The sequence below is a fragment of the Nocardioides hankookensis genome (assembly GCF_042658885.1).
GTDB lineage: Bacteria > Actinomycetota > Actinomycetes > Propionibacteriales > Nocardioidaceae > Nocardioides > Nocardioides hankookensis.
On the sequence record NZ_JBHSRJ010000004.1, the window covers coordinates 396,362 to 419,399 of the forward strand.

23 protein-coding genes are annotated in these 23,038 nt (G+C 72.5%); 16 read left to right on the top strand and 7 right to left on the bottom strand.

Annotated elements, in window-relative coordinates:
* Positions 1–169: 169 nt before the first annotated feature.
* The 3 genes from ACFPYL_RS08330 to ACFPYL_RS08340 are packed head-to-tail and all read left to right on the top strand — an operon-like array spanning position 170 to position 3,260.
* On the top strand, positions 170–1,204 hold the full coding sequence (locus ACFPYL_RS08330; RefSeq protein WP_379152841.1) for an acyl-CoA dehydrogenase family protein: 1,035 nt from the start codon (positions 170–172) through the stop codon (positions 1,202–1,204).
* Entirely contained in the window at positions 1,198–2,532 is a 1,335-nt protein-coding gene (locus ACFPYL_RS08335; protein WP_379152843.1) for a PIG-L family deacetylase, read from the top strand. The genes ACFPYL_RS08330 and ACFPYL_RS08335 overlap by 7 nt, the downstream gene beginning before the upstream one ends.
* Positions 2,529–3,260, top strand: a complete 732-nt coding sequence (locus ACFPYL_RS08340; RefSeq protein WP_379152845.1) for a glycosyltransferase — start codon at positions 2,529–2,531, stop codon at positions 3,258–3,260. The genes ACFPYL_RS08335 and ACFPYL_RS08340 overlap by 4 nt, the downstream gene beginning before the upstream one ends.
* Here ACFPYL_RS08340 and ACFPYL_RS08345 read toward each other — a convergent pair.
* Both ACFPYL_RS08345 and ACFPYL_RS08350 read right to left on the bottom strand, forming a co-directional pair.
* On the bottom strand, positions 3,231–3,626 hold the full coding sequence (locus ACFPYL_RS08345) for an ATP-binding protein (RefSeq protein ID WP_379152847.1): 396 nt from the start codon (positions 3,624–3,626) through the stop codon (positions 3,231–3,233). The genes ACFPYL_RS08340 and ACFPYL_RS08345 overlap by 30 nt on opposite strands.
* Positions 3,627–3,749: 123 nt before the next feature.
* Positions 3,750–4,154 (bottom strand): STAS domain-containing protein, encoded by a 405-nt coding sequence (locus ACFPYL_RS08350; protein ID WP_379155406.1) that lies wholly within the window; start codon positions 4,152–4,154, stop codon positions 3,750–3,752.
* 161 nt (positions 4,155–4,315) lie between these two features.
* On the opposite strand from ACFPYL_RS08350, the gene ACFPYL_RS08355 reads away from it, so the two are divergent.
* From ACFPYL_RS08355 to ACFPYL_RS08370, 4 genes are all read left to right on the top strand, one after another.
* The gene (locus tag ACFPYL_RS08355) at positions 4,316–5,440 is read left to right on the top strand and encodes a carboxylate-amine ligase (protein WP_379152849.1); all 1,125 of its coding nucleotides are present in this window, start codon (positions 4,316–4,318) and stop codon (positions 5,438–5,440) included.
* A gap of 86 nt (positions 5,441–5,526) precedes the next feature.
* Positions 5,527–7,818, top strand: a complete 2,292-nt coding sequence (locus tag ACFPYL_RS08360) for a catalase (protein WP_379152851.1) — start codon at positions 5,527–5,529, stop codon at positions 7,816–7,818.
* Positions 7,815–8,486: a hypothetical protein gene (locus tag ACFPYL_RS08365; RefSeq protein WP_379152852.1), complete on the top strand. Its 672-nt coding sequence runs from the start codon at positions 7,815–7,817 to the stop codon at positions 8,484–8,486. Before ACFPYL_RS08360 ends, ACFPYL_RS08365 begins: the two co-directional genes overlap by 4 nt.
* Positions 8,476–8,976, top strand: coding sequence for a hemerythrin domain-containing protein (locus ACFPYL_RS08370; protein ID WP_379152854.1), 501 nt, complete (start codon positions 8,476–8,478; stop codon positions 8,974–8,976). Before ACFPYL_RS08365 ends, ACFPYL_RS08370 begins: the two co-directional genes overlap by 11 nt.
* A 71-nt stretch (positions 8,977–9,047) precedes the next feature.
* Here ACFPYL_RS08370 and ACFPYL_RS08375 read toward each other — a convergent pair whose 3' ends face one another.
* Positions 9,048–9,485 (bottom strand): Hsp20/alpha crystallin family protein, encoded by a 438-nt coding sequence (locus ACFPYL_RS08375; RefSeq protein ID WP_379152856.1) that lies wholly within the window; start codon positions 9,483–9,485, stop codon positions 9,048–9,050.
* 81 nt (positions 9,486–9,566) lie between these two features.
* Between ACFPYL_RS08375 and ACFPYL_RS08380 the strand changes: the two genes are divergently transcribed.
* Complete coding sequence (locus ACFPYL_RS08380) at positions 9,567–9,884, top strand: MerR family transcriptional regulator (protein WP_379152858.1); 318 nt, start codon at positions 9,567–9,569, stop codon at positions 9,882–9,884.
* Here ACFPYL_RS08380 and ACFPYL_RS08385 read toward each other — a convergent pair whose 3' ends face one another.
* The 4 genes from ACFPYL_RS08385 to ACFPYL_RS08400 form a co-directional block, all read right to left on the bottom strand.
* Positions 9,885–10,115: a hypothetical protein gene (locus ACFPYL_RS08385; RefSeq protein WP_379152859.1), complete on the bottom strand. Its 231-nt coding sequence runs from the start codon at positions 10,113–10,115 to the stop codon at positions 9,885–9,887. It lies immediately after the preceding gene.
* A 190-nt stretch (positions 10,116–10,305) separates the two neighbouring features.
* Positions 10,306–11,067 (bottom strand): ABC transporter permease, encoded by a 762-nt coding sequence (locus ACFPYL_RS08390; RefSeq protein WP_379152861.1) that lies wholly within the window; start codon positions 11,065–11,067, stop codon positions 10,306–10,308.
* Between the two features lie 29 nt (positions 11,068–11,096).
* Positions 11,097–12,599, bottom strand: a complete 1,503-nt coding sequence (locus ACFPYL_RS08395; protein ID WP_379152863.1) for a class I adenylate-forming enzyme family protein — start codon at positions 12,597–12,599, stop codon at positions 11,097–11,099.
* 21 nt (positions 12,600–12,620) lie between these two features.
* Complete coding sequence (locus ACFPYL_RS08400; protein WP_379152865.1) at positions 12,621–12,968, bottom strand: hypothetical protein; 348 nt, start codon at positions 12,966–12,968, stop codon at positions 12,621–12,623.
* 28 nt (positions 12,969–12,996) lie between these two features.
* On the opposite strand from ACFPYL_RS08400, the gene ACFPYL_RS08405 reads away from it, so the two are divergent.
* The 8 genes from ACFPYL_RS08405 to ACFPYL_RS08440 all read left to right on the top strand — a co-directional run bounded on the left by ACFPYL_RS08405 (position 12,997) and on the right by ACFPYL_RS08440 (position 23,025).
* Positions 12,997–13,677 carry a TetR/AcrR family transcriptional regulator gene (locus tag ACFPYL_RS08405; RefSeq protein ID WP_379152867.1) on the top strand — a complete coding sequence of 227 codons (681 nt, stop codon included), beginning with the start codon at positions 12,997–12,999 and terminating at the stop codon, positions 13,675–13,677.
* Positions 13,678–13,860: 183 nt separating this feature from the next.
* Entirely contained in the window at positions 13,861–15,525 is a 1,665-nt protein-coding gene (gene kdpA, locus ACFPYL_RS08410; protein ID WP_379152869.1) for a potassium-transporting ATPase subunit KdpA, read from the top strand.
* An 11-nt stretch (positions 15,526–15,536) separates the two neighbouring features.
* A complete protein-coding gene (gene kdpB, locus ACFPYL_RS08415) occupies positions 15,537–17,504 on the top strand; it encodes a potassium-transporting ATPase subunit KdpB (protein ID WP_379155408.1) in 1,968 nt (655 codons plus the stop codon).
* A 46-nt stretch (positions 17,505–17,550) separates the two neighbouring features.
* On the top strand, positions 17,551–18,159 hold the full coding sequence (gene kdpC / locus ACFPYL_RS08420) for a K(+)-transporting ATPase subunit C (protein WP_379152871.1): 609 nt from the start codon (positions 17,551–17,553) through the stop codon (positions 18,157–18,159).
* 2 nt (positions 18,160–18,161) lie between these two features.
* A complete protein-coding gene (locus tag ACFPYL_RS08425) occupies positions 18,162–20,660 on the top strand; it encodes a sensor histidine kinase (RefSeq protein WP_379152873.1) in 2,499 nt (832 codons plus the stop codon).
* Positions 20,657–21,334, top strand: coding sequence for a response regulator (locus tag ACFPYL_RS08430; protein ID WP_379152875.1), 678 nt, complete (start codon positions 20,657–20,659; stop codon positions 21,332–21,334). Before ACFPYL_RS08425 ends, ACFPYL_RS08430 begins: the two co-directional genes overlap by 4 nt.
* 55 nt (positions 21,335–21,389) lie before the next feature.
* Positions 21,390–21,926: a SigE family RNA polymerase sigma factor gene (locus ACFPYL_RS08435; RefSeq protein WP_379152877.1), complete on the top strand. Its 537-nt coding sequence runs from the start codon at positions 21,390–21,392 to the stop codon at positions 21,924–21,926.
* A gap of 1 nt (position 21,927) precedes the next feature.
* Entirely contained in the window at positions 21,928–23,025 is a 1,098-nt protein-coding gene (locus ACFPYL_RS08440) for a hypothetical protein (RefSeq protein ID WP_379152879.1), read from the top strand.
* Positions 23,026–23,038: the final 13 nt, after the last annotated feature.

Sequence of the window (23,038 nt, forward strand, 5' to 3'; positions counted from 1 at the left end):
GATGCGTACCCACCACACGACCACGCCATCCGCCCGAAAGGGTGAGTGTCGGGCCGAGCGTTGTGGTTACCGAGGTGTCAGTATCAGCGCGATCTCGGGGCCCGTCCGCTCACGCAGCTCGATCGGCCCCGGGGTCGCGCCGGTGCTCGCACTCGGAGAGGGGACCGACGTGGCTCGACCGATCATGCTGGACCCTCGGGCCGTCGGGCCGGACGAGACGGAGCGTCTGCGCCGGCTGGGAGCGGACGCAGGTGACCTCTCCGGCCGGGGCGTCGAGGCGGCGCTCGACCTCGCCTCCGGGCTCGCGCTGCCCCATCCCGGGGCCGGCCGGACCCGGTTCCTCTGGGAGGCGCTGGCGACCCTCGGCGCCGCCGACCTCCAGGTCGCCCGGTCCGTCGAGCCGCACCTGGACGCGCTCGCGATCCTGCACGAGGCCGGCCTCGACGCGCCGGCCGGATCGACGTGGGGCGTCTTCGCGGCCGAGGGGCCGGGCGTGAGGCTCCGCGCCGAGGTCGCCGACGGCGGGTGGACCCTCCTCGGCACGAAGCCGTGGTGCTCGCTCGCCGACCGGCTGACGCATGCGCTGGTGACGGCCTGGGTCGATGACGAACGGCGTGGGCTGTTCGCGGTCGCCCTCGCCGACGCGACCGTGGACCGGGCGCCGGGACCGTGGGCGGCCCGCGGCCTCACGGACGTCGTGAGCACACCGGTGTCCTTCGACGGGACGCGCGCCTCACCCGTCGGTGGGCCGGGCTGGTACCTCGAGCGCGACGGGTTCGCCTGGGGCGGCATCGGCGTGGCGGCGATCTGGTACGGCGCGGCCGTCGCGGTGGCGGACCGGGTCCGGTCGGTCGCCTCCCACCGCCGTCCGGACGACGTGGCGCTGCTGCATCTCGGCACGATCGACGTCGCGCTGGCGGCCGCCAGGAACGCGCTGCGCGAGGCGGCCAGCCGGGTGGACGCCGGCCACGCCGCCGCCGACGCCGGCGTCGCGCTCGCGCTCCGCACCCGGCAGGCGGTCTTCGACGCGGCCGAGACGGTCCTGCGGGCGGCTGACCACGGCCTCGGCCCCGGCCCGCTGGTCGCCGAGCCCGACCACGCGGCACGGGTGGCGGACCTGCACCTCTACCTGCGACAGCACCACGCCGAGCGCGACCTCGTCGCGCTGGGTCGCGAGGTCGCCGACGGTGAGGAGCCGTGGTAGCCACCGAGTTCCGTCATGACGAAGCCGGTACGCCGCAGTCCGTGTGGGCCGCCGACCCGAGCTGGGCCACGGTGCCACCGGTCGAGCTCGACCCCCAGCTGCAGCGCATCGTCGTGGTTGCAGCCCATCCCGATGACGAGTCGCTCGGCACGGCCGGCCTGCTCGCCACTGCCTCTGACCTCGGCATCTCGGTGGAGCTGGTGCTCGCCACCGCCGGCGAGGCCAGCCATCCCCAGAGTCCGACGCTGCCGCCGGACCGCCTCGCGCGTGCCCGGCTCGCGGAGTCGAGAGCGGCGCTCGCCGAGGTCGCTGCCGGCAGCGCGACGACGTACCTGCGCGTCCCTGACGGACAGGTCGAGGCGTTCGAGGAGCACCTGGTCGACGCGCTGGTCCGCATCGTCGGTGACGGGCGGCACACCCTGATGCTCAGCCCGTGGCGGCACGACGGTCATCCGGACCACGAGGCCTGCGGTCGAGCAGCGGCGGTGGCCGCGCGCCGCTCGGGCGCCGAGCTCCTGCAGTACCCGGTCTGGTTCTGGCACTGGGGGACGTCGAAGCACATGCCGTGGTCGCGGGTGCGCCGGCTCGCGCTGTCGCCGAGCGCCATGGCGGCGAAGCGGGCGGCGATCGGCAGCCACCGCACCCAGGTGCGCCCGCTGTCGCCGGTGGCCGGGGACGAGCAGCTTCTGCGCGACGACTTCCTGGAGCACTTCCTCGTCCCGACGGAGACCTACCTCGACGAGCCGACCGACGACCCTGCCCTCGACGACCTGCACCGGCAGCAGGAGGACCCGTGGGGCGTCGACTCGCGGTGGTACGAGCTGCGGAAGCGCGCCCTCACCACGGCTGCCCTGCCGCGACCGGCGTACGGCCGCACCCTGGAGGTCGGCTGCTCCACCGGCGCGCTGGCGGCGGACCTGGCCGATCGCAGCCGGGACCTCCTCGCCGTCGACGCCAGCCCGGCCGCCGTGTCCGCGGCGACCGCGCGCCTCGGCACCCGACCCGGAGTAGCGGTCGAGCGACGCGACCTGCCCGGGGACTGGCCGCCGGGCGAGTTCGACCTCGTCGTGCTGTCCGAGGTCGGCTACTTTCTCAGCCCCCGGGACCTCGACCACCTGGTGGCGCGGATCGACGCGGCGCTCGCCCCGGACGGGGACCTCGTCCTGTGCCACTGGCGGCACCCGATCGTGGGCTGGCCGCTCGACGGACCGACCGTGCACGACCGGGTCCGGAGCCGGCTGTCCCGTCCCGAGGTCGGGACCTACCGCGAGCGGGACTTCGAGCTGGCCGTCTTCTCCCGAGCACCGCTGCCCGAGGCCGGCGCATGAGCGTGGCCCACGTCGCGGTCGTGGTCCCCGCGCGCGACGAGGGGGCCCGCCTCGGCGGGTGCCTCGCTTCGGTGGCCGCCGCCCGAGCGGTGCTCCAGGACCGGCGACCCACCCTCGTCGTGGACGTCGTGGTCGTGCTCGACCGCTGCACCGACCGGTCCGCCGAGATCGCGCGGTCGGCCGGCGCGACGTGCGTGGTCGTCGATGTCGGATCGGTCGGGGCGGCGAGGCGCGCCGGCGTGGCCCGAGCCGCCGCCCTGGGCGCGGACAGTTCGACCGAGCAGGTCTGGATCTCCACGACGGACGCCGACACGACCGTCCCGACCGGCTGGTTGGTCGACCACGTCCAGCTGGCTGACCTCGGCCACGACCTCGTCGTCGGAGCCGTGCACCCCGAGCCGGACGAGCTGTCCCCGGCCGGCCTGCACGCGTGGCGGTCCCGACACGCGGGGCCGGACGTCCACGTCCACGGCGCCAACCTGGGGGTCCGGCTCACGGCGTACCTGGAGGCAGGCGGCTTCCCCGAGGTGCGCGAGCACGAGGACGTGGCGTTGTTCGAGGCGGTCCTGCGCACGGGCCGTCCGTGGGTGACGGGAACCCGGGTGACGACGTCGGCCCGGCTGCGTGGGCGTACGCCGGGCGGGTTCGCCGGCTACCTGCGCGCGCTCACCCGGGAGTCGGACGGGCGGACCGCCGGCTCACCCGTGGTCGAGCTCGAACCACACTGACTTCCCGGTCGGGACCCGCCGTTCGGTGCCCCAGCGCGTGGACAGCGTGTCGACGAGCTGGAGGCCGCGCCCACCCGGTGCGAGCAGCGGGATGTCGCGCTGCACCCGAGGCATGTCGGGGCTGTCGTCGGTGACCGTGACCCGCAGGACGTCACGATCGATGTCGATGTCGAGGACCGGCCGGCCGTCGCCGTGGACCACCGCGTTGGTGACCACCTCGCTGACGAGCAGCAGGGCCGTCTCCACCATCGGCGGCGGCACCAGTGCCTCGGCGCAGACGCCGCGCAGCACGTCGCGGGCGGTGCGGGCGGACAGCGCCGCGGACTCGAACGTCTCGCTGTGGGAGGTCCGTCGCCAGTCGCTCACTGGGGCTCACTCCCGATGCCGTCGCCGTCCGCACAGTGCTCCGTCCACACCGGTCGTTGGTGGTGGAGTACCCCACGGGCGGCCGGGGAAACGAGATGACCACCCTCCGGGACGATCGGAGGCTCAGGCGATGCCGGGACTCCGCCACCGCGGCCGGATCCGTCGCAGGGCCTGCCTCGTGGTGGTCCGGCCGCCGATGCGCGGAGACTCGGGTCGGAGGGCGAACACGCCGGAGAGCCCGAGCAGCGCGCAGAGGCGGAGCACGCAGGTGCTCGCCGCCACGATCTCTAGGCGTCCGCCGTGCTGGGCGGCGGTGACGCGGAGCCGGACCAGGAGCCCGATGCCGGAGGCGTCGATGAAGGTCACCCCGCTGAGGTCGATCCTGAGGTCGGCGCACCCGTTCGCCACGGCGTCGTTCGCCTGACGGTGGACCTGGAAGGTCGTGAACGCGTCCAGCTCCCCGGTCACGACGAGGAGCGCGGCGGGCGGCTCGACGCGGACCACCGTGACGAAGTCGGAGACATCCATGCTCACGGTGCCCTACCTGCTCCACCAGCGTCGCGGGTACCCGTGTTGGCGACCTCGACGGCTGGTCCCTCCAACGTAGGTGGCGCGGCGCGCGCCCACACCCCCCCTGAGGGTGCACCACGGCACCGGTGTCGCGTCGGGGAAGTGGGTACCGAGCGCGCATGCGGACGCCGACCACCCGTCGGGTCGGCGTCGAGGAGGAGTTGCTGCTCACCGACGCCGCCACCGGCGAGCTCCGACCGCTGGCGCGTGAGGTACTGGCCGCCTGCGAACCCGTACGCGGCTCCGCGCCCGGAGCACACCTCAAGCCGGAGTTCTTCCTCGCCCAGGTCGAGGCGGCCAGCAGCCCGCAGGAGGCGCTGGATGTCGTCCGGGACGAGCTGGTCGACGCGCGGGCTCGTCTCGCGGACGCCGGCCGGCCGCTCGGCGTAGCCCCGGTCGCAGCCGCGGCGCCGGTGCGTGTCGACACGCCCGCCCCGGCCGACGAGCTGTCGCCGGGGGAGCGGTACGCCGAGATCGAGCACCACTACGGGGAGGTGGCGCGCCGGTCGCTGATGTGCGCCCTGCACGTCCACGTCGAGGTGACCGACGACGAGGAGGGCGTCGCCGTGATCGACCGGGTGCGCCCGTGGATCCCGGTCCTGGTCGCCCTCGGTGCCAACTCGCCGTACTGGCTCGGGCGGGAGACCGGCTACGCCAGCTGGCGCTCCCGGCTGTGGAACATGTGGCCGTCCAGCGGGCCGGCCGAGCTGTTCGGGGACGCCGCGACCTACCACGGCGTGGTGCGCGACATGGTCTCCCAGCGCACGGTGCTCGACGTCGGGCTCGTCAACCTCGACGTCCGGTTGTCCCATCGCTACCCGACGGTCGAGTTCCGGGCGACGGACGTGTGCACGGACCTCGACGACGCGATGCTGGTCGCGGCCCTGTCCCGCGCCCTGGTGACCCACTACGCCGACCGCTGGCGGGCGGGCAGGGCCGAGGAGCGGTGGCGGGTCGAGGAGCTGCGGGCGGCTGCCTGGCAGGCAGCGCGCTTCGGGCTCGACGACACCCTCGTCTCGCCGGTCTCGCGCGAGATGACAGCCGCCGCGGACGTGGCGGAGGAGCTCGTGGCCATGCTCGAGAAGCCGCTGGAGCAGACGGGTGACACCGCGCGGGTGAGCCGATCCCTCGCGGAGCTCCGTGCGCGGGGCACCGGAGCGACCCGTCAGCGGACGGCCTTCGCCGAGGCCGGCGGCTTCGACGGCCTGCTCGCTGCCCTCCGCGACCGGACCGCCGGACAATGACGGCGCTCTGAGCCACCCATCCGGGTGGGGTCCGGGACAGCGGCCGAGGGTACGGGCGACTCATCGAGCCCTACCGAGGAGGCAACATGCCTGAGAGCACGCCCACCAAGGCCGTCAAGAGGGCGGTCAAGGCCACGGTCGAGAACGCCGCTGCTCGAGTCGCTGAGAAGCTGGCCGAGGTGGAGAGGCCGGCGATCCCCGGCACTCCCGGGTCGGTCACGCCCAAGGTCGCTGAACCGACGAGGCCGGCCGACCCGGCGCCGCCGAAGCCGGACCAGGCCGGTCCCGAGACGCGGACGCCGACGAGCGTCCCCACCGACGCGAGCCAGACCGATGTCGGCCAGCAGGGCCGGTTCCTGACGACGTCGCAGGGAGCGCGGCTGCGCGACAGCGACCACTCCCTCAAGGCGGGTGAGCGTGGGCCGACGCTGCTGCAGGACCACCACCTGCGCGAGAAGATCACGCACTTCGACCACGAGCGGATCCCGGAGCGCGTCGTGCACGCCCGCGGGGCGGGTGCCCACGGCACCTTCATCGGCTACGGGAACGCCCGCTCCGTCACCCGCGCCGGGTTCCTCGCGAAGGACGCCGAGACCCCCGTCTTCGTCCGGTTCTCGACCGTGCTCGGCTCGCGGGGTTCCGCCGACACCGTGCGTGACACCCGTGGCTTCGCGACGAAGTTCTACACCGACGAGGGCACGTTCGACCTGGTCGGCAACAACATCCCCGTCTTCTTCATCCAGGACGGCATCAAGTTCCCCGACGTGATCCACGCCGGCAAGCCGCACCCGGACCGGGAGATCCCGCAGGCGCAGAGCGCGCACGACACCTTCTGGGACTTCGTCTCGCTGCACACCGAGGCTCAGCACCACACGATCTGGAACATGTCCGACCGGGGCATCCCGCGTTCGTACCGCACCATGGAGGGCTTCGGCGTGCACACCTTCCGGTGCGTCAACGCCGCAGGGGAGACGTCGCTCGTGAAGTTCCACTGGAAGCCGGTCCTGGGCGTCCACTCCCTGACCTGGGAGGAGGCGCAGCTGCTCGCCGGCACGGACCCGGACTTCCACCGGCGCGACCTCGCCGACGCCATCGAGTCCGGCGCCTACCCGCAGTGGGAGCTCGGCGTGCAGGTCTTCCCGGACACCGACGACGAGATGTTCGGGGACATCGACCTGCTCGATCCGACCAAGCTGGTCCCGGAGGAGCTCGCCCCGGTCCAGCCGATCGGCCTGCTCACCCTGACGCACAACCCGACCAACTACTTCGCCGAGACCGAGCAGGTCGCGTTCCACGTCGGCAACCTGGTACCCGGTATCGACGTCACCAACGACCCGCTCCTGCAGGCGCGGCTCTTCTCGTACGTCGACACGCAGCTGACCCGGCTGGGCGGACCCAACTTCAGCCAGATCCCGATCAACAGGCCACATGCTCCGGTCAACGACATGCTCCGCGACGGCTTCCACCAGCAGGCGGTGCACGGCGGAGTCGCGCCGTACAAGCCGAACTCGCTCGACGGCGGCTGCCCGTTCTTCGCCGGTGGCGCCCGCGCCGGGGCCTTCGTCGACGTGCCGGCGCGCGTCGCCGAGGCCGTCAAGGTCCGCGCCAACCCCGCGTCGTACGACGACCACTACAGCCAGGCACGTCAGTTCTGGCTGAGCATGAGCCCGGTCGAGCAGGAGCACATCGTCGCGGCCTACACGTTCGAGCTCGCCAAGTGCTTCGAGCAGGCGGTCAAGGAGCGCCAGCTCCTCGCCCTGGCCAACATCGACCCCGACCTGTGCGCGCAGGTGGCGACCGGCCTCGGTCTGCCGGCGCCGGACCCGAGTGAGCCGCTGCTCGACGTCGAGCCGAGCCCGGCGCTGTCGCAGCTCGGCGCCGTGTGGCCCACCGACGGCCGGGTGATCGGGATCGTGGTCGACCCGCAGGGCGACCTCGGCGGTATCGGCGAGGTCGCGGCCGCGATCTCCGACGCCGGCATGGTCCCGCTCGTCGTCGCACCGCACGGGGGGAAGCTGCCCGACGGAACGACGGTCCAGCGCACCTTCGCGGCCACCCGGTCGGTCGAGTTCGACGCGGTCGTCCTCGCCGGCAGCCCCGTCCCGGCGCCCGACGCCCTCGTCGTCCGCGACGGCAAAGCCGGTGAGGACGGCGTGGCGGCACTCGACCCGCGTGTGGTCCTGCTGCTCCAGGAGTGCTTCCGCCATGCCAAGGCGATCGGTGCGTGGGGCGACGGCGTCGCCGCGCTCGAGCTCGCGGGCGTGGCCGACGCGCCCGGCGTGCTGACCGGCGAGGACCCGACGACGGTCTTCGCCGAGCTGCACGCCGCGCTAGGCGCGCACCGCGTCTGGGAGCGTTTCGGCACGGTGCTGGCTTGAGCCTGCAGTCGGCGGCCGCCTCGGCCGGGGGTGCGATCCTCGCGGCCGCCACGCAGGGCGTCGTCGCGCTGCGGTCCGCGCGCAAGCCGCTGCACCCCCGCGGCGAGGTCCTCGACGGGCGTGTCTACCGGCACGGCTCCGACGAGACGACCGGGGTCGCGTGGTTGGACGACCCGGGCCAGGACGATGCCGTCGTCCGCCGGTCCCGCGCGCTCGGCCTGCCGCGCGGCCTGCCCGACATCCACGGGCTCGCGGTCCGGGTGCGCTTCGCCGGTGGTGACCGGGATCTCCTCTTCGCCACGACGGGGCTCGGCCGCGTCACCCGGTTCGTGCTGACGCTGGCCCGGTCGCCAGACAGCCGGCCCCTGACCACCCTGCTGCCGTACGACACCGACTCCGGCGCCTTGTTGCTCGCGGCGAACGGCGGACCCGAGCGCTACGAGCTCGCGTGGGCCCGGCCGTCGGGGGAGTGGCACTACTTCGGCGTGCTCCTGCTGTCGCGACGCACTGACGAGCCCGAGATCTCGTTCGACCCGCTGATGCACCAGATCGAGGGGCTGCGGCAGTACTCGTCCGTACGCCGACTCCGTGAACCCGCCTACCTCCGCGCTCGACGATCGCGCGCGGACACCGACATCACGACCCAGGAGAAGCAGCATGTCCACTGACGCCATCGTCATGCTCAAGGACGACCACAAGGTCATCCTCCGCGCGTTCCGCGACTTCGAGAACGCCAGCGACAACGCCCACCAGACCAAGGGGAAGCTGGTCGACAGGATCATCGAGCTGCTCACGGTGCACACCTACATCGAGAACGAGGTCATGTACCCGCGCGTCCGTCAGCTCGTCCCCGAGCTCGAGGACGACGTGCTGGAGTCCTACGAGGAGCACCACGTCGCAGACGTCTTGGTCATGGAGCTGGTGGGGATGAAGCCCGAGGACGAGCGGTTCACCGCCAAGACCACGGTCCTCATCGAGAACGTCCGGCACCACATCGAGGAGGAGGAGGCGGAGTGGTTCCCGCAGGTGCGCGACGCCCTCGGCCGCACGGTCCTCCAGGAGATCGGGACCGAGATGGCCGCGGCGCGGGCGAAGGCGCCGCGCAGCCCCGCCCAGCCGAGTGCGCTCAAGAAGGCGATCGACGCCGTCATCTCCTGATGACGTGGCGAGGCCCCGGGCCCGCTCTCCTGCGTAAGGGCGGTGGTCCCCGGGGCCTCGTCGTCGACGGGTCAGGCGTTGATCGCCGCGGGCTCCGAGGCGTTGGTCGACGAGTCGTGCGTGATCGTGATCTTGCGCGGCTTCGCCTTCTCGGCGACCGGCACCACCAGGCGCAGCACGCCGTCGGCGTACCCGGCCTCGATGCGGTCGAGGTCGAGGTTGTCGCCGAGCACCAGCTGGCGGCTGAATACGCCGCGCGGACGCTCGGAGGCCAGCGCCTCCCAGTCGCCGTTGCGCGCCACACGCTCCGCGCGGACGGTCAGGACGTTGCGTTCGACGTCGAGGTCGATGCTGTCCCGGGCCACCCCGGGGAGGTCGAACTCGATGACGAAGCGGTCGCCCTCACGCCAGGCGTCCATCGCCATGACGGCGGGGCGGTTGGTGGTGCCGAGGACCTGCTGAGCCAGGCGGTCGAGGTCACGGAACGGGTCGGTCGTACGGAGCAGCATCACATGTCCTCCTGGTTCATCACGTCCAGGGAAAATCCCCTGGATCTGTACTGACGGTTACAGGTTTTATATATTCAAACCGTGACTCGAAGTCAAGAGGACGATCGCAGCCGCAGTCGGGGTGTGTACGCGATCTCGATCGCGGCCGAGATGGTGTCGATGCAGATCCAGAACCTGCGCGTCTACGAGCGTCGAGGCCTGGTGGCGCCGGATCGCACCTCCGGCGGATCGCGGCTCTACAGCCCCGACGACATCGACCGTCTGCACCGGGTGCGCGAGCTCCTCGCCGAGGGGCTCAACCTGGCCGGCATCGCTCACGTGATCGCTCTGGAGGAGCGGGTGCGGCACCTCGAGGGTCGGCTCCGTCGGCGTGATGACCGCGACCCGTCGGAGCAGTGATCAGCCGGTCGTCTCGACGTCGTCCTGGTCCGGGTGATGGTCCTGCCGCTCGTCGTTGGTCACGGCGTTCGGACCGGTCGGGCCCTCGTCGACGTGACCGCTCTCGCCTTCGGGCGCCCCGGCCACCGAGTCCTCGGGCGAGATCTGCTCGTCGGGGTCCTTCAGGCCGGAGACCTCGGAGACCTGTCCGTCGTCGGCGTCGGGGTGCGACTGCGCATCTGATGTCGTCATGGCCCTCGCAGTACCCACGACGGCGTCCCGCATCCGATGGGCTCTGCGGTGTACCGCGCCGACACCGACGAGATCGACCCGCAGAACGGCGAGGTCGTCACAGGCCTGCTGCTCTGACAGGTGTGTCCGGAGGACCGATCGGCCTGATCTTCGTCATCGCACTGGTCTTCGCCGCGATCACCTGGCTCCGCTACGACACCTGACCGGCGCGCCGTCCGGCGACGTACGGCGTCCGCCCGGCGACCTGGGTGACGACGATGCTCGTCACCGTCATGGCGAGGGCGATGCCGGCGAGCACGACGAGCTGGAACTGGGCGGCCTCGGCCGGGCTCGCGCCGCCGAAGAGAGCGCCGACCAACGCGCCGGGGAGGGTCACCAGGCCGGTGGACTTGGTCTGGTCGAGCGTCGGGAGCAGCGACTCGCGGACCGCCTCGCGGCCGATCTCCTCGTGGGCCCGGGCCGGACTGGCGCCGAGCGAGAGCCAGGCCTCGATCTCGTCGCCGCGCGCGGTCGACCCGCGCAGGAAGTTGCGGCCCGACAACGTCGCGGCGCTCATCGCGTTGCCGATGACGATGCCGGCGACCGCGACCAGGTAGCGGACCTCCAGGTCGACGAGCCGCAACGCGAAGATCGCGACGAGGGTGATCAGCGAGCCGGCGAGCACGCCGACCACGGCCGCCCGGCGCCCGCGCCACAGCTCGTCGAGCCGGCGCACCGAGGTCCAGGAGGCGGTCGTCAGCATCAGCGCCAGGAACAGCACCACGGTCCACGGGACGGAGAGGATGCCGCGCAGCAGCAGGGCCACGACGGTGAGCTGGACCACGGCGCGCAGGATCGCCCAGAACGGGAACAGTCCGAGGCCGACGCCGGCCCATCTCCCGAGGCCCACGGTGAGCGCGGTCATCGCGAGCAGACCGAGGCCGAAGGCCAGGTAGTGCTCGACGTCGCCCACGCGGGCATTCTGCCCTGCGGGCTCCGACGTCAGCGCGTGTCAGGCACCCGGAAGTCGTCGCGGTCGATGGCGCGCTTCAGGATCTTGCCGGACGGTCCCTTCGGCAGGGCCGGCAGCACCTGCACGAGGTGCGGCACCTTGTAGGCGCTGAGCCGCTCCTTGGCCCAGCTGCGCAGCGTCTCGGCGTCGAGCTCGGCGCCCTCGCGCAGGACCACGGCGGCCGCGACCTCCTCGCCGTACGTCGGGTCCGGGACGCCGACCACGGCCGCCTCGACGATGTCGGGGTGCTGGTAGAGCACCTCCTCGACCTCGCTCGGGTAGACGTTGTAGCCGCCCCGGATGATCAGCTCCTTGAGCCGGTCGACGATCCGGAGGTAGCCGTCCTCGTCGAGGGTGCCGAGGTCGCCCGTGCGCAGCCAGCCGTCGCGGATCGTCTCGGCGGTGGCCTCGGGGCGGCGCCAGTAGCCCTTCATCACGATCGGTCCGTGCAGCCAGACCTCGCCGACCTCGCCGGTGGGCACCGGGTTGCCGTGCGGGTCGCGGATCTCGATCCGGTGGCCGTGGATGGCGCGCCCGACAGCACCGATGCGCGGCTCGACGTCGGGTGGTGTGGAGGTCGCCCACCCCGAGGACTCGCTCAGTCCGTAGCCCTCGCGGATGACGGTGCCGAACCGTTCCTCGAAGGCGCGCATGATCTCGGCGGGCAGGGACGCGCCGCCCGACGACGCGATCCGCAGCGAGGCGAAGTCGGCGGCGGTCGCGTCCGGGACCCCGTGCAGGACGGCGATCCACATCGCCGGGACGCCGGCGACGAAGGTCAGCCGGTCGTCGCGGATCATCGCCACCAGCTTGACCGGGTCGAAGGGGTGCAGCAGCGAGACCGGGGTGCCGAAGGACATCGAGATGTGCAGGACCATCAGCTGGCCGTAGACGTGGAAGAGCGGGAGTGCCGTGCCGGCCCGGTCGACGGCGGGGTCGAAGCTGAGCTGGTGGCGGGCCGAGTCGGCGAGCGCCGCGACCCCGCCGACCGAGAGCTCCGCGCCCTTGGGTCGGCCGGTGGTGCCCGACGTGTAGATGATGATCGCGGTGTCGTCGTCGGCCCGGTCGACGGGCGCGTCGACGCCATCACCGGTCGGCCACTCCGCGAGCGGGCCGGCGGTCCACAGCGGGATGCCGCGCTCCTCGGCGGCGGTCGTCGCGGAGCCGGCGCTCCCGTGCCAGGCGACGACCAGGGATGCCTCCGCGTCGTCGAGGACGTAGCCGATCTCGGGGGCGGTGGCCATCACGTTCATCGTGATCAGCACGGCCCCGGCCGCGTGCAGGCCGTAGTAGGCGGCGACGAACTCGACGCCGGTCGGCGCGATCAGCAGCACCCGGTCGCCCGGACGGATCCCGGCATCGGCCACGCGGGCGGCGTACGCCGCCACGAGGTCGCGCAGCTCGCCGTACGTGACGGTGGTGTCGCCGGCCTTGACGGCGACCCGCGTCGGGTCCTCGGCGGCGTGCTGGAAGACGGCGTCGGCCAGGTTCATGCGGATCCTCTCCCTGGAGCTTCAGCTGCGGCGGGCACGGAACGCACCGCCGGCGGCGCCGAGCAGCAGGCCGATGACGGTGGTGATGACGACCAGGAGGCCCGGGGCCGAACCCAGGTCTACCTCGTCGGACCAACCGGTCATCGCGCGCACGACCAGGATCGCCGCGCCGTAGACCGCGCCGGACACGAGCCCGCGGACCAGGCCGGGACGCCAGCCGGTGTGCTCGGCGCCGCCGAGGAAGCCGCCGGCGACAGCGACCACCTGCGCGATCCAGTAGCCGACGGCCGTCGAGCCGAGCAGCAGCCCGGAGACCACCCCCAGGACGACGGACCCGACCAGACCGATGACCACGTTCTTAGGAACCATGCGCGTACTTTTGCACTAGGATCGCTCCGTGTCCACGGTCCTGACGCTGATGCCCGCGCGGCTCGGGCTCCCTCGCGGTCGTGCGGCCCTCCCGGAGACGGAGGTCGCCGCGTCCCAGCGCGGCCGGATCCTCCAGGCCGTCACCGAGGAGGTGGCCGCGCGCGGCTACGCCGCCACCAGCGTGCAGCACGTGATCGGTCGGGCCCGGGTGTCGCGGACCGCGTTCTACACCCACTTCGACGACAAGCAGGACGCGTTCGCGCAGGCGCACCTGGAGGCGAGCCGCCAGCTGCTCGACCTGATCCACGACCGGGTGGCTGACCTCGGCCGGTCCGGGAACGAGGTCGGCTGGCGGACCCGGCTGCGGACCGGCGTCGAGGCCTACCTGGACGGCTTCGAGGGCGCCCCGGCGTACGCCGTGAGCTTCATGGTCGAGCTGCGGGCGGCCGGGCCGCTGCTGCTCGACCAGCGCGACCGGGTGCTGGAGCAGCACGCCCGCACCCTCGCGCGGCTGGCGGAGGAGGCGGCCACCGAGGACCCCGCTGTGAGCCAGCCGCCCGACCTCGAGGTGATCGGCGCGATCGGAGCCGCCGACGAGCTGGCGACGCGCGCGATCCGGGCGACCACGTCCGGCGACGTGCCGGCGGTGCGGGCGCTCGTGGAGCCGATCGTGGCGATCCACGAGGCGGTGCTGCTCCGGAGCCGGTGAGGGCGTAGGAGCTCCGTCAAGAACGCGACCAGGGGCGTCAAGGAACCGTCAAGGGACGGGGGATCGGGCATCCCACGGACCTAGGAATGTCCTCGTGTCCGATCTCCTCTACGTGCTCCTGACTCTCGTGGCCTTCGGGCTGCTCGCTGCCCTGGTGGGCGTCCTCGACCGACGGCTGTCGAGATGAGCAGCCTCGCCCCGGCCCTCGGCCAGGTCGCGGTGCTGGTCGTCGCGCTGGCCGTCACGGTCCCGTTCCTGGGCCGCTACCTCGCCCACGTCTACACCTCCCCGCGGCACCTGGCCGTCGAGCGCGCGTCGTACCGCGTGCTCCGCCTCGACCCGGACGCCGACCAGCACTGGAGGACCTACGCCCTGTCGGTGCTGGGCTTCTCGCTCGTCGGCATCCTCGGGCTCTACGCCTTCGGGCGGCTCCAGGACCTGCTGCCGCTCTCGCTCGGCTTCGCCGGCCTCCCGGCCGACGGCGCCTGGAACACGGCGGTCTCGTTCGTGACGAACACCAACTGGCAGTGGTACTCCGGCGAGGCGGCCACCGGCCACCTCTTCCAGATGTCCGGCCTGACGGTGCAGAACTTCGTCTCGGCGGGCGTCGGCATGGCCGTCGCGGCGGCCTTCGCCCGTGGCCTGGCCCGCAACCTGCGCGACGGCCGGGTCGGCAACTTCTGGTCCGACCTCGTGCGCACCGTCGTCCGTGTCCTGCTGCCGATCGCACTGGTGGCCGCGGTGCTGCTGGTGCTGCTCGGCGTGGTCCAGAACCTCCTCGAGCCCCAGACCGTGCACACGTTGACCGGCGGGACCCAGGACATCACCGGGGGACCGGTCGCGAGCCAGGAGGCGATCAAGGAGCTCGGCACCAACGGCGGCGGCTTCTACAACGCCAACTCCGCGCACCCCTTCGAGAACCCGACGCCGTTCACCAACCTCTTCGAGATCTTCCTGCTGCTCGTGCTGCCGTTCTCGATGGCGTGGGCGTTCGGCCGGATCGTCGGCGACCGGCGCCAGGGCGGCGCGGTGCTGGCCGTGATGGCGCTGCTGCTCGGGGTCTCCGTCGCGCTGCTCACCTGGGCGGAGATGGCCGGGCCGGGAACCGCTCCTGCTCTCGCCGGCGGCGCGATGGAGGGCAAGGAGGTCCGCTTCGGCACGGCCGCCTCGGCGCTCTTCGGGGCCGCCACGACCGGCACCTCGACCGGTGCGGTGAACGCGATGCACGACTCGTTCACGGCTCCCGGCGGTGGCGTCGCGATGTTCAACATGATGCTCGGCGAGGTCGCACCCGGCGGGGTCGGCTCCGGCCTCTACGGGATGCTGATGCTGGCCGTCGTCACGGTCTTCCTGGCCGGCCTGATGGTGGGCCGCACGCCGGAGTACCTCGGCAAGAAGATCGGCCAGCGCGAGATCGTGCTCGTCGCGCTCTACGTGCTCACCACCCCGGCGCTGGTGCTCGTCGGCATCGCCGTCGCGATCACCGCACCCGCCGGGCTGGCCGGCCTCCAGGAGATCGGGCCGCACGGCCTCTCCGAGGCGCTGTACGCCGTCACGTCGGCGTCCAACAACAACGGCAGCGCCTTCGGCGGACTGACCTCGGGCACGCCGTTCTGGAACACGCTGCTGGGGCTCTGCATGCTGCTCGGCCGGTTCGTGCCGATCGTGCTGGTCCTGGCCCTCGCCGGTCGCTTCTCGGCGCAGCGCCAGCTGCCGCCCGGCGCCGGCACCCTGCCCACCCACCGGCCGCTCTTCGTGGCCCTCCTCTCGGGCGTCGCCCTGGTCGTGGTCGGTCTGACCTACGTCCCGGTCCTCGTCCTCGGTCCGATCGTGGAGTCCCTGTCGTGAACGTCGACCTCATGGGTGCCCTGCCCGGCGCCTTCCGCAAGCTCGACCCGCGCGAGCTGCTCGCCACCCCGGTGATGCTGGTCGTGGAGATCGGTGCCGCCGCCACGACCGTGATGGCCGTGCTCGATCCCAGCACCATGGCCGTCGGCGTGACGATCTGGCTCTGGCTCACCGTGCTCTTCGGCAACCTCGCCGAGTCCGTGGCCGAGGGCCGCGGCAAGGCACAGGCGGCGAGCCTGCGTGCGCTCCAGCAGGAGACGACCGCACGGCGACGCCGTACCGATGGTGGGTACGACGTCGTCAGCTCGACCTCCTTGCGCGTCGGTGACGTCGTGGTCGTCGAGGCAGGGGAGCGGATCCCCGGCGACGGCGACGTGATCGAGGGCGTCGCGTCGGTCGACGAGTCGGCGGTGACGGGCGAGTCCGCACCGGTGATCCGCGAGTCGGGCGGCGACCGGTCGGCGGTCACCGGCGGCACCGTGGTGCTCTCCGACCGGATCGTCGTCCGGATCACCTCCGATCCCGGCCAGTCCTTCGTGGACCGGATGATCGCGCTCGTCGAGGGCTCGGAGCGGCAGCGCACGCCGAACGAGATCGCCCTCAACGTGCTGCTCGGGTCGCTGACCGCGATCTTCGTGGTGGTCGTCGGCTCGCTCTACTTCGTGGCCGACTACAGCGACGCCCACCAGCCCGTCGTCGTGCTGACCGCACTGCTGGTCTGCCTGATCCCGACCACGATCGGTGCGCTGCTGTCCGCGATCGGGATCGCCGGCATGGACCGGCTCGTGCGCCGCAACGTGCTGGCGATGTCGGGACGCGCGGTCGAGGCCGCCGGCGACGTCGACGTGCTGCTGCTCGACAAGACCGGCACCATCACCTACGGAAACCGGCAGGCAGCGGCGCTGCTGCCGCTGGACGGCGTACGCGACGAGGAGCTCGCCGAGGCGGCGCTGCTGTCCTCGCTCGCCGACGAGACGCCCGAGGGTCGCTCGATCGTTGCCCTGGTCTCCGGAGGTTTCGAGACAGGCGCAGAGCGCCTTCCTCAACCACCGGAGGCGGCGCTGGTGCCGTTCAGCGCCAACACCCGGATGAGCGGGATCGACCTGCCGGGACGCGAGATCCGCAAGGGCGCGGCCTCGGCCGTGACCGCGTGGGTCGGCGGCTCGAACGCCCAGCTGGACGGCCTGGTCGAGCAGGTCAGCTCGACGGGTGGCACGCCGCTGGTCGTGGCGGAACGCGGTCGTCTCCTGGGCGTCATCCACCTCAAGGACGTCGTCAAGGAGGGGATGCGCGAGCGCTTCGAGGAGATGCGCGCGATGGGCATCCGCACCGTGATGATCACCGGCGACAACGCCGTCACGGCCAAGGCGATCGCCGAGGAGGCCGGGGTCGACGACTTCCTGGCCGAGGCGACGCCGGAGGACAAGCTCGCCCTGATCCGCCAGGAGCAGGAGGGCGGCCGGATGGTCGCGATGTGCGGCGACGGCACCAACGACGCGCCCGCGCTCGCGCAGGCCGACGTCGGCGTCGCGATGAACACCGGCACGACCGCGGCCAAGGAGGCCGGCAACATGGTCGACCTCGACTCCGACCCGACGAAGCTCATCGACGTCGTCGAGATCGGCAAGCAGCTGCTCATCACCCGGGGTGCGCTCACGACGTTCTCGGTCGCCAACGACGTCGCGAAGTACTTCGCGATCCTGCCGGCGATGTTCGTCGTCGCCTTCCCGCAGCTCGACGTGCTCAACGTGATGCGGCTGTCGTCACCGGAGTCGGCGATCCTCTCGGCCGTCGTCTTCAACGCGCTCGTCATCGTGGCGCTGATCCCGCTGTCGCTGCGCGGCGTGCGCTACACGCCGTCCTCGGCTGCCGACCTGCTGCGCCGCAACCTGCTGATCTACGGCGTCGGCGGCCTGGTGGCGCCGTTCCTCGGCATCAAGCTGCTCGACCTCGTCATCTCGCTGATCCCCGGAGTGTGAGTTTCGAGGCTCGCTTCGCCCGCACCTCAACCACCGAGAAGGACATATGAAGGACCTCTACGCCCTCTTCCGCCACAGCCTCGCCGGCCTGCGCGTGCTCGTCGCCGCGACCCTGCTGCTCGGCGTCGCCTACCCCTTCGCCGTGTACGGCGTCGCGGCGGTCGCCGCACCCTGGCAGTCGCACGGGTCGTTGGTCACCGCGACCGGTGCTCACACCACCGACCCCGACGATGCCGTCGGCTCGACGCTCCTCGGCCAGACCGCCGATGACGACCGGCTCTTCTACAACCGGCCCTCTGCGGCCGGCGAGGGCTACGACCCGCTCAACAGCTATGGCTCCAACCTCGGACCCGAGAGCCCGGAGCTGGTCGCGGCCATCCAGGAGCGCCAGGCGGAGATCGCCGAGCGCGAGGGCGTCGACCCCGCCGACGTACCCCCCGACGCGGTCACCGCCTCCGGCTCCGGGCTCGACCCCGACATCTCTGAGGCGTACGCCGCCCTCCAGGTGCCGCGGGTGGCGGAGGCCACCGGCCTCACCGAGGACGCCGTCCGGCGCCTCGTCGCCGAGCACACCTCCGGGCGCACCTGGGGCGTGCTCGGCGAGCCGCGGGTCAACGTCCTCGAGCTCAACATCGCGGTGCTGGCAGGATCATGAGCATGGAGGCTGATCCGTCCCTGGGCAGCCGGGGGCGGCTCACGGTCTACCTCGGCGCCGCGCCCGGCGTCGGGAAGACCTACGCCATGCTCTCCGAGGCGCGCCGGCGGTGCGAGCGGGGCACCGACGTCGTGGTCGGGTACGTCGAGACGCACGGCCGCGAGCACACGGCAGGCATGCTCGACGAGCTCGAGGTGGTGCCCCGGGCGGAGGTGTCCTACCGCGGCACGACGTTCACCGAGATGGACACCGACGCGGTGCTCGCGCGCCGCCCGGCCGTCGTCTGCGTCGACGAGCTCGCGCACACCAACGTGCCCGGCAGCCGGACCGGCAAGCGCGCCGAGGACGTCGAGCGGCTCCGCGCCGCCGGCATCGACGTGATCACCACCGTCAACATCCAGCACCTCGAGTCGCTCAACGACGAGGTGGAGCGGATCACCGGCGTCCGTCAGCGCGAGACCGTGCCGGACGAGGTGGTGCGCACCGCCGACCAGATCCAGCTCGTCGACATGTCGCCCGACGCGCTGCGCCGCCGGATGGCGCACGGCAACATCTACCGGCCCGAGCAGGTCGACGCCTCGCTCACGTCGTACTTCCGGGTCGGCAACCTGACCGCGCTGCGCGAGCTCGCCCTGCTGTGGCTGGCCGACCGCGTCGACGACGCGCTCGGCGACTACCGCCGCGCCCACCGGATCGACGCACCGTGGCCGGCGAAGGAGCGCATCGTCGTCGCGGTCACCGGCGGCGCCGAGAGCGAGACGTTGCTGCGTCGCGGCGCCCGGCTCGCGCAGCGGGCGGCGGGCTCCGAGCTCCTCGCGGTCCACGTGATCGCGAACGACGGCCTGGCCAACCCCGACGAGTCGCGCATCGCGCGGGCCCAGCAGCTGGTCGCGTCGCTCGGCGGGACGTTCCACTCCGTCGTGGGCGAGGACGTGTCGGCCGCGGTCGTCGACTTCGCCGCCGGCGCCAACGCGACGATGGTCGTCGTCGGCGTCTCGCGCCACGGTCGGCTGCGCCGCCTCTTCACCGGTACGACGGGGGACCGGATCGCCTCCCTCGCCGGGGCCATCGACGTGCACCTCGTGACGCACGACCAGGTCGCGCGGACCACCCGGTCGCGGTGGTACCTCTCGCCGCTCAGTCGACGTCGCCAGGTCGTCGGGCTCGTGCTGTCGGTCGTCCTGCCGGTGCTGCTGACGCTGGTGCTGCGCGCGACCGACGACCCCGACCAGCTGCCGCTCGACGTGCTGCTCTTCCTGGCCGTCACGGTGCTGGTCGCCCTCGTGGGCGGGCTGGTGCCGGCACTGCTGGCAGCGCTGGTCGGGTTCCTGCTGATGAACTGGTTCTTCACCCCGCCCGTGCACGGCTTCACGATCTCCGAGCCGGCGAACCTCCTTGCCCTGCTGGTGTTCGTCGCCGTCGCCGTCGGTGTCGCGACCGTCGTCGACCGGGCGTCGCGGCGCGCGACGGACGCCGTGCGCGCGCGGACGGAGGCGGCCACCCTGGGGGCACTGTCGCGGTCGGTGCTCACCGGCCACGACACCGCCGAGGCGATCGTCGAGCGGCTCCGCGAGGTGTTCGGCCAGGAGTCGGCCTCCCTGCTCGAACGCGGCCCGGCGGGCTGGACGGTCATCGCGAGCAGCGGTGAGAGGCCGCCCTGCGAGCCGGAGGCCGCAGACACCCGCGTCCAGGTCGACGACGACCACGTGATCGTGCTCTGCGGCTCGCCGCTGCGCGCGACCGACCAGCGGGTGCTCGACGGGTTCGCGGTGCAGACGGGCCTGGTGCTCGAGTACCGCCGGCTCCGCGAGCGCGAGGAGCGGGCGGCCGCCCTCGAGCGGGCCGAGGCGACCAGCACGTCCGTCCTGCGCGCCGTCTCCCACGACCTGCGCACGCCGCTCGCGACGATACGGGCGTCGGTCGACGGGCTGGTCTCCTCGTCCGTGGACCCGGCGGACCGCGCCGAGCTGGTCGCCGCCGTCGCCTCCTCGACCGAGCAGCTGGAGCGGCTCATCGACAACCTGCTCGACCTGTCCCGGCTGGACTCCGGGCTGCTGCACCCGGTGCTGCGCGACCGCAGCCTCGAGGAGGTGCTGCCGTTGGCCGTGGCGGGCCAGCCGCCCGGCGCCGTCGTGCTGGAGCTCGACGAGTCCGCGCCGTTCGTGCACACCGACGCCGGCCTCCTCGAGCGGGTCGTCGCCAACCTCGTGGCCAACGCCGTCCGCGTCTCAGGAGGTACGCCGGTGAGGGTGCTCGTCCACGCGCTGCCCGACACCGTCGACGTGCTGGTCGTCGACCGCGGCCCCGGCGTACCCGAGGACCGGCGGAGCCGGATGTTCGAGCCCTTCCAGCGGCTCGACGACACCTCCGACGGCGGTCTCGGGCTCGGGCTCGCCGTCGCGCGCGGCCTCACCGAGGCGGTCGGCGGCACGCTCGACGCCGAGGACACCCCCGGCGGCGGGCTGACCATGGTGATCTCCGTGCCGAGGGCCGAGTCGTGAGCAAGGTGCTGGTCGTCGACGACGAGCCCGCACTGGCCCGGGCGCTGGCGATCAACCTGCGCGCGCACGGGTGGGAGGTCGTCACGGCCGCCGACGGACGGTCCGCGCTCGACGCCGCGGCGACCGAGCACCCGGACGTCGTGCTGCTCGACCTGGGGCTCCCGGACATCGACGGCACCGAGGTGCTCGCCGGGCTGCGCGGCTGGACGTCGGTGCCGATCGTCGTGCTCTCCGCGCGCCAGCACGGCGAGGACAAGGTCGAGGCGCTGGACCTGGGCGCGGACGACTACGTCACCAAGCCGTTCGCGATGAACGAGCTGCTCGCCCGGCTGCGCGCCGCCGTACGACGCGGCCAGGACACGACGCCCGAGACGACCGAGGTGGTGGTCGGCGACCTCGTCATCGACCTCGCCCGCAAGCGCGTCGCGCGGGCCGGGACCGACGTACGACTCACTCCCACGGAGTGGTCCTTCCTCGAGCTGCTCGCCCGCAACGTCGGCCGCCTCGTCACCCGCGAGCAGGTGCTGCGCGAGGTGTGGGGCCCGGCGTACGAGCACGAGACGCACTACCTCCGCGTGTACGCCGCGCAGCTGCGCCGCAAGCTCGAGGCCGACCCCGCCCACCCGGTGCACCTCGTGACCAGTGCGGGCCTCGGCTACACGTTGGAGCGTTGACACAACCTTCTGCCGACTCGCGGAGTCAGGATGGGCAGAAGGGGGTTGGTCTCGGATGATGATCCACACGAGCAGCGCGCAGGCGCCCACGTTCGAGGAGTACGCCGGCAGCGCCTGGCCGTCGCTCTACCGCTACGCCTACCTGCTCGCGGGCAACCACGCGGACGCGGAGGACCTGGCGCAGCAGACGCTGCTCAAGGCGTACGGCGCGTGGTCGCGCGTCGAGCTGGCCGACTCGCCGATGGCCTACCTGCGCAAGACGCTGACGAACACCTACCTCTCGCAGCGGCGGCCGCAGAAGCGCCGGCTCGAGGTGCTCACCGACGCGCCGCCGGCGGTCGGGCCGCCGCCGGGCGGCGGACCCGAGGACCTGGCCGAGAACAGGTTGGTGGTCTGGCCGCACGTGACGTCGTTGCCGCCACGGCAACGTGCGGTGGTCGTGCTCCGCTACTACGAACAGCTCTCCGAGCAGGAGATCGCCGACGTCCTCGGGTGCTCGCGCGGGACCGTGAAGTCCTCCGCCCACCACGCGTTGAAGGCGCTCCGCGCCGCGCTCGACTCCGCCACCGATGACCACGGAAGGGGGGTCTGACATGTCCGTCGACCTCGAGGAGATCCTGGGCCGCGAGCTGCACGACGTCGCGACCACGCTGCAGGTCCCGCCCATGCCCGCGCTCCCGCGGGAGCAGCCGCGCCCGTCGCACGGCTTCCGCAACGCGCTGCTGGTCGCCGCCGTCATCGTGCTGGTCGTGGCCGCGGCGGTCGCGATCGAGGCAGTCGGCGGCGGCAGCCGCGAGCCGTCGCCCGCGCCGCCGCGGCTGACGATCCCGACGACGCCCCCGACGACGCCGTACGTGCTGGACGGGAAGCTGTACGTCAGCGGCACCCAGGTGCCCGGCGAGTGGTGGTCGGTGCAGTCCGGCACCGCGGCCTGGTTGGCCCACCGCACCGACGACACCTGGTGGTGGGGCCGTGACGCGACGCCGTACGAGATCCAGGACCTGGACGGTGTGCCGGTCATCTCGCCGAACGGTCGGTACGTCGCAGCCGTCGACGACGCCACGAGCATGCTGACCGGCTTCAGCACCGATGCCGGTGGCGAGGGGTTCGGCGCCGCGCGAGTCGACCTCGGCGACCCGGCGGTGACCGGGGATCCTGTCCACGTCACTGCGGTGACCGACGACGGGCGGGTGATCGCGCAGGGTGCGGCAGCGAGTGTCCTCTGGCTGCCGCTCGTCGACAACAGCACCGTCGACCTGACGACGGGAGAGCCCGACCCGACGGTCCTGGGCAACACTCCCGCCGGGTTGGTCGTCAGCGACGGCGACGGCGGTCCGCAGTACCTCGCCGACGTGACGGACACCGGTGGCCTCGCAGGCAAGGACGTGCTGCCCGGTCTCGACTCGTTCGCGGTCAGCCCCGACGGGCGGTGGCTGGCCTGGACACCCGCGGGCAGCCTCGGTGGCGAGGTCACCGCCGTCTCGTCGCTGGACGTGCAGCAGCTCGACGGCAGCGGTCGCGCGGTGCTCCGGCCGCCGTCGACATGGGCTCTGAAGGTGGGGGCGTGGACCTGGGAGGACGACGACCACCTGGTGTCCGTCGTGGTCCACGACGACGGATCCGCCGGCGAGCGGCTCGTCCGGTGCAGTGCCGAGGCAGCCCGCTGCGTGCTCATCAGGTCGGCAACCTGATCCCAACGTGTGC

Bases quoted from the DNA above. Each gene is read 5' to 3' on its own strand.
- ACFPYL_RS08340 (WP_379152845.1), top strand. From the start codon at position 2,529: ATGAGCGTGGCCCACGTCGCGGTCGTGGTCCCCGCGCGCGACGAGGGG.
- ACFPYL_RS08350 (WP_379155406.1), bottom strand. From the start codon at position 4,154: ATGGATGTCTCCGACTTCGTCACGGTGGTCCGCGTCGAGCCGCCCGCC.
- ACFPYL_RS08355 (WP_379152849.1), top strand. From the start codon at position 4,316: ATGCGGACGCCGACCACCCGTCGGGTCGGCGTCGAGGAGGAGTTGCTG.
- ACFPYL_RS08360 (WP_379152851.1), top strand. From the start codon at position 5,527: ATGCCTGAGAGCACGCCCACCAAGGCCGTCAAGAGGGCGGTCAAGGCC.
- ACFPYL_RS08370 (WP_379152854.1), top strand. From the start codon at position 8,476: ATGTCCACTGACGCCATCGTCATGCTCAAGGACGACCACAAGGTCATC.
- ACFPYL_RS08375 (WP_379152856.1), bottom strand. From the start codon at position 9,485: ATGCTGCTCCGTACGACCGACCCGTTCCGTGACCTCGACCGCCTGGCT.
- ACFPYL_RS08385 (WP_379152859.1), bottom strand. From the start codon at position 10,115: ATGACGACATCAGATGCGCAGTCGCACCCCGACGCCGACGACGGACAG.
- ACFPYL_RS08395 (WP_379152863.1), bottom strand. From the start codon at position 12,599: ATGAACCTGGCCGACGCCGTCTTCCAGCACGCCGCCGAGGACCCGACG.
- ACFPYL_RS08400 (WP_379152865.1), bottom strand. From the start codon at position 12,968: ATGGTTCCTAAGAACGTGGTCATCGGTCTGGTCGGGTCCGTCGTCCTG.
- kdpA (WP_379152869.1), top strand. From the start codon at position 13,861: ATGAGCAGCCTCGCCCCGGCCCTCGGCCAGGTCGCGGTGCTGGTCGTC.
- kdpB (WP_379155408.1), top strand. From the start codon at position 15,537: ATGGGTGCCCTGCCCGGCGCCTTCCGCAAGCTCGACCCGCGCGAGCTG.
- kdpC (WP_379152871.1), top strand. From the start codon at position 17,551: ATGAAGGACCTCTACGCCCTCTTCCGCCACAGCCTCGCCGGCCTGCGC.
- ACFPYL_RS08425 (WP_379152873.1), top strand. From the start codon at position 18,162: ATGGAGGCTGATCCGTCCCTGGGCAGCCGGGGGCGGCTCACGGTCTAC.
- ACFPYL_RS08435 (WP_379152877.1), top strand. From the start codon at position 21,390: ATGATGATCCACACGAGCAGCGCGCAGGCGCCCACGTTCGAGGAGTAC.
- ACFPYL_RS08440 (WP_379152879.1), top strand. From the start codon at position 21,928: ATGTCCGTCGACCTCGAGGAGATCCTGGGCCGCGAGCTGCACGACGTC.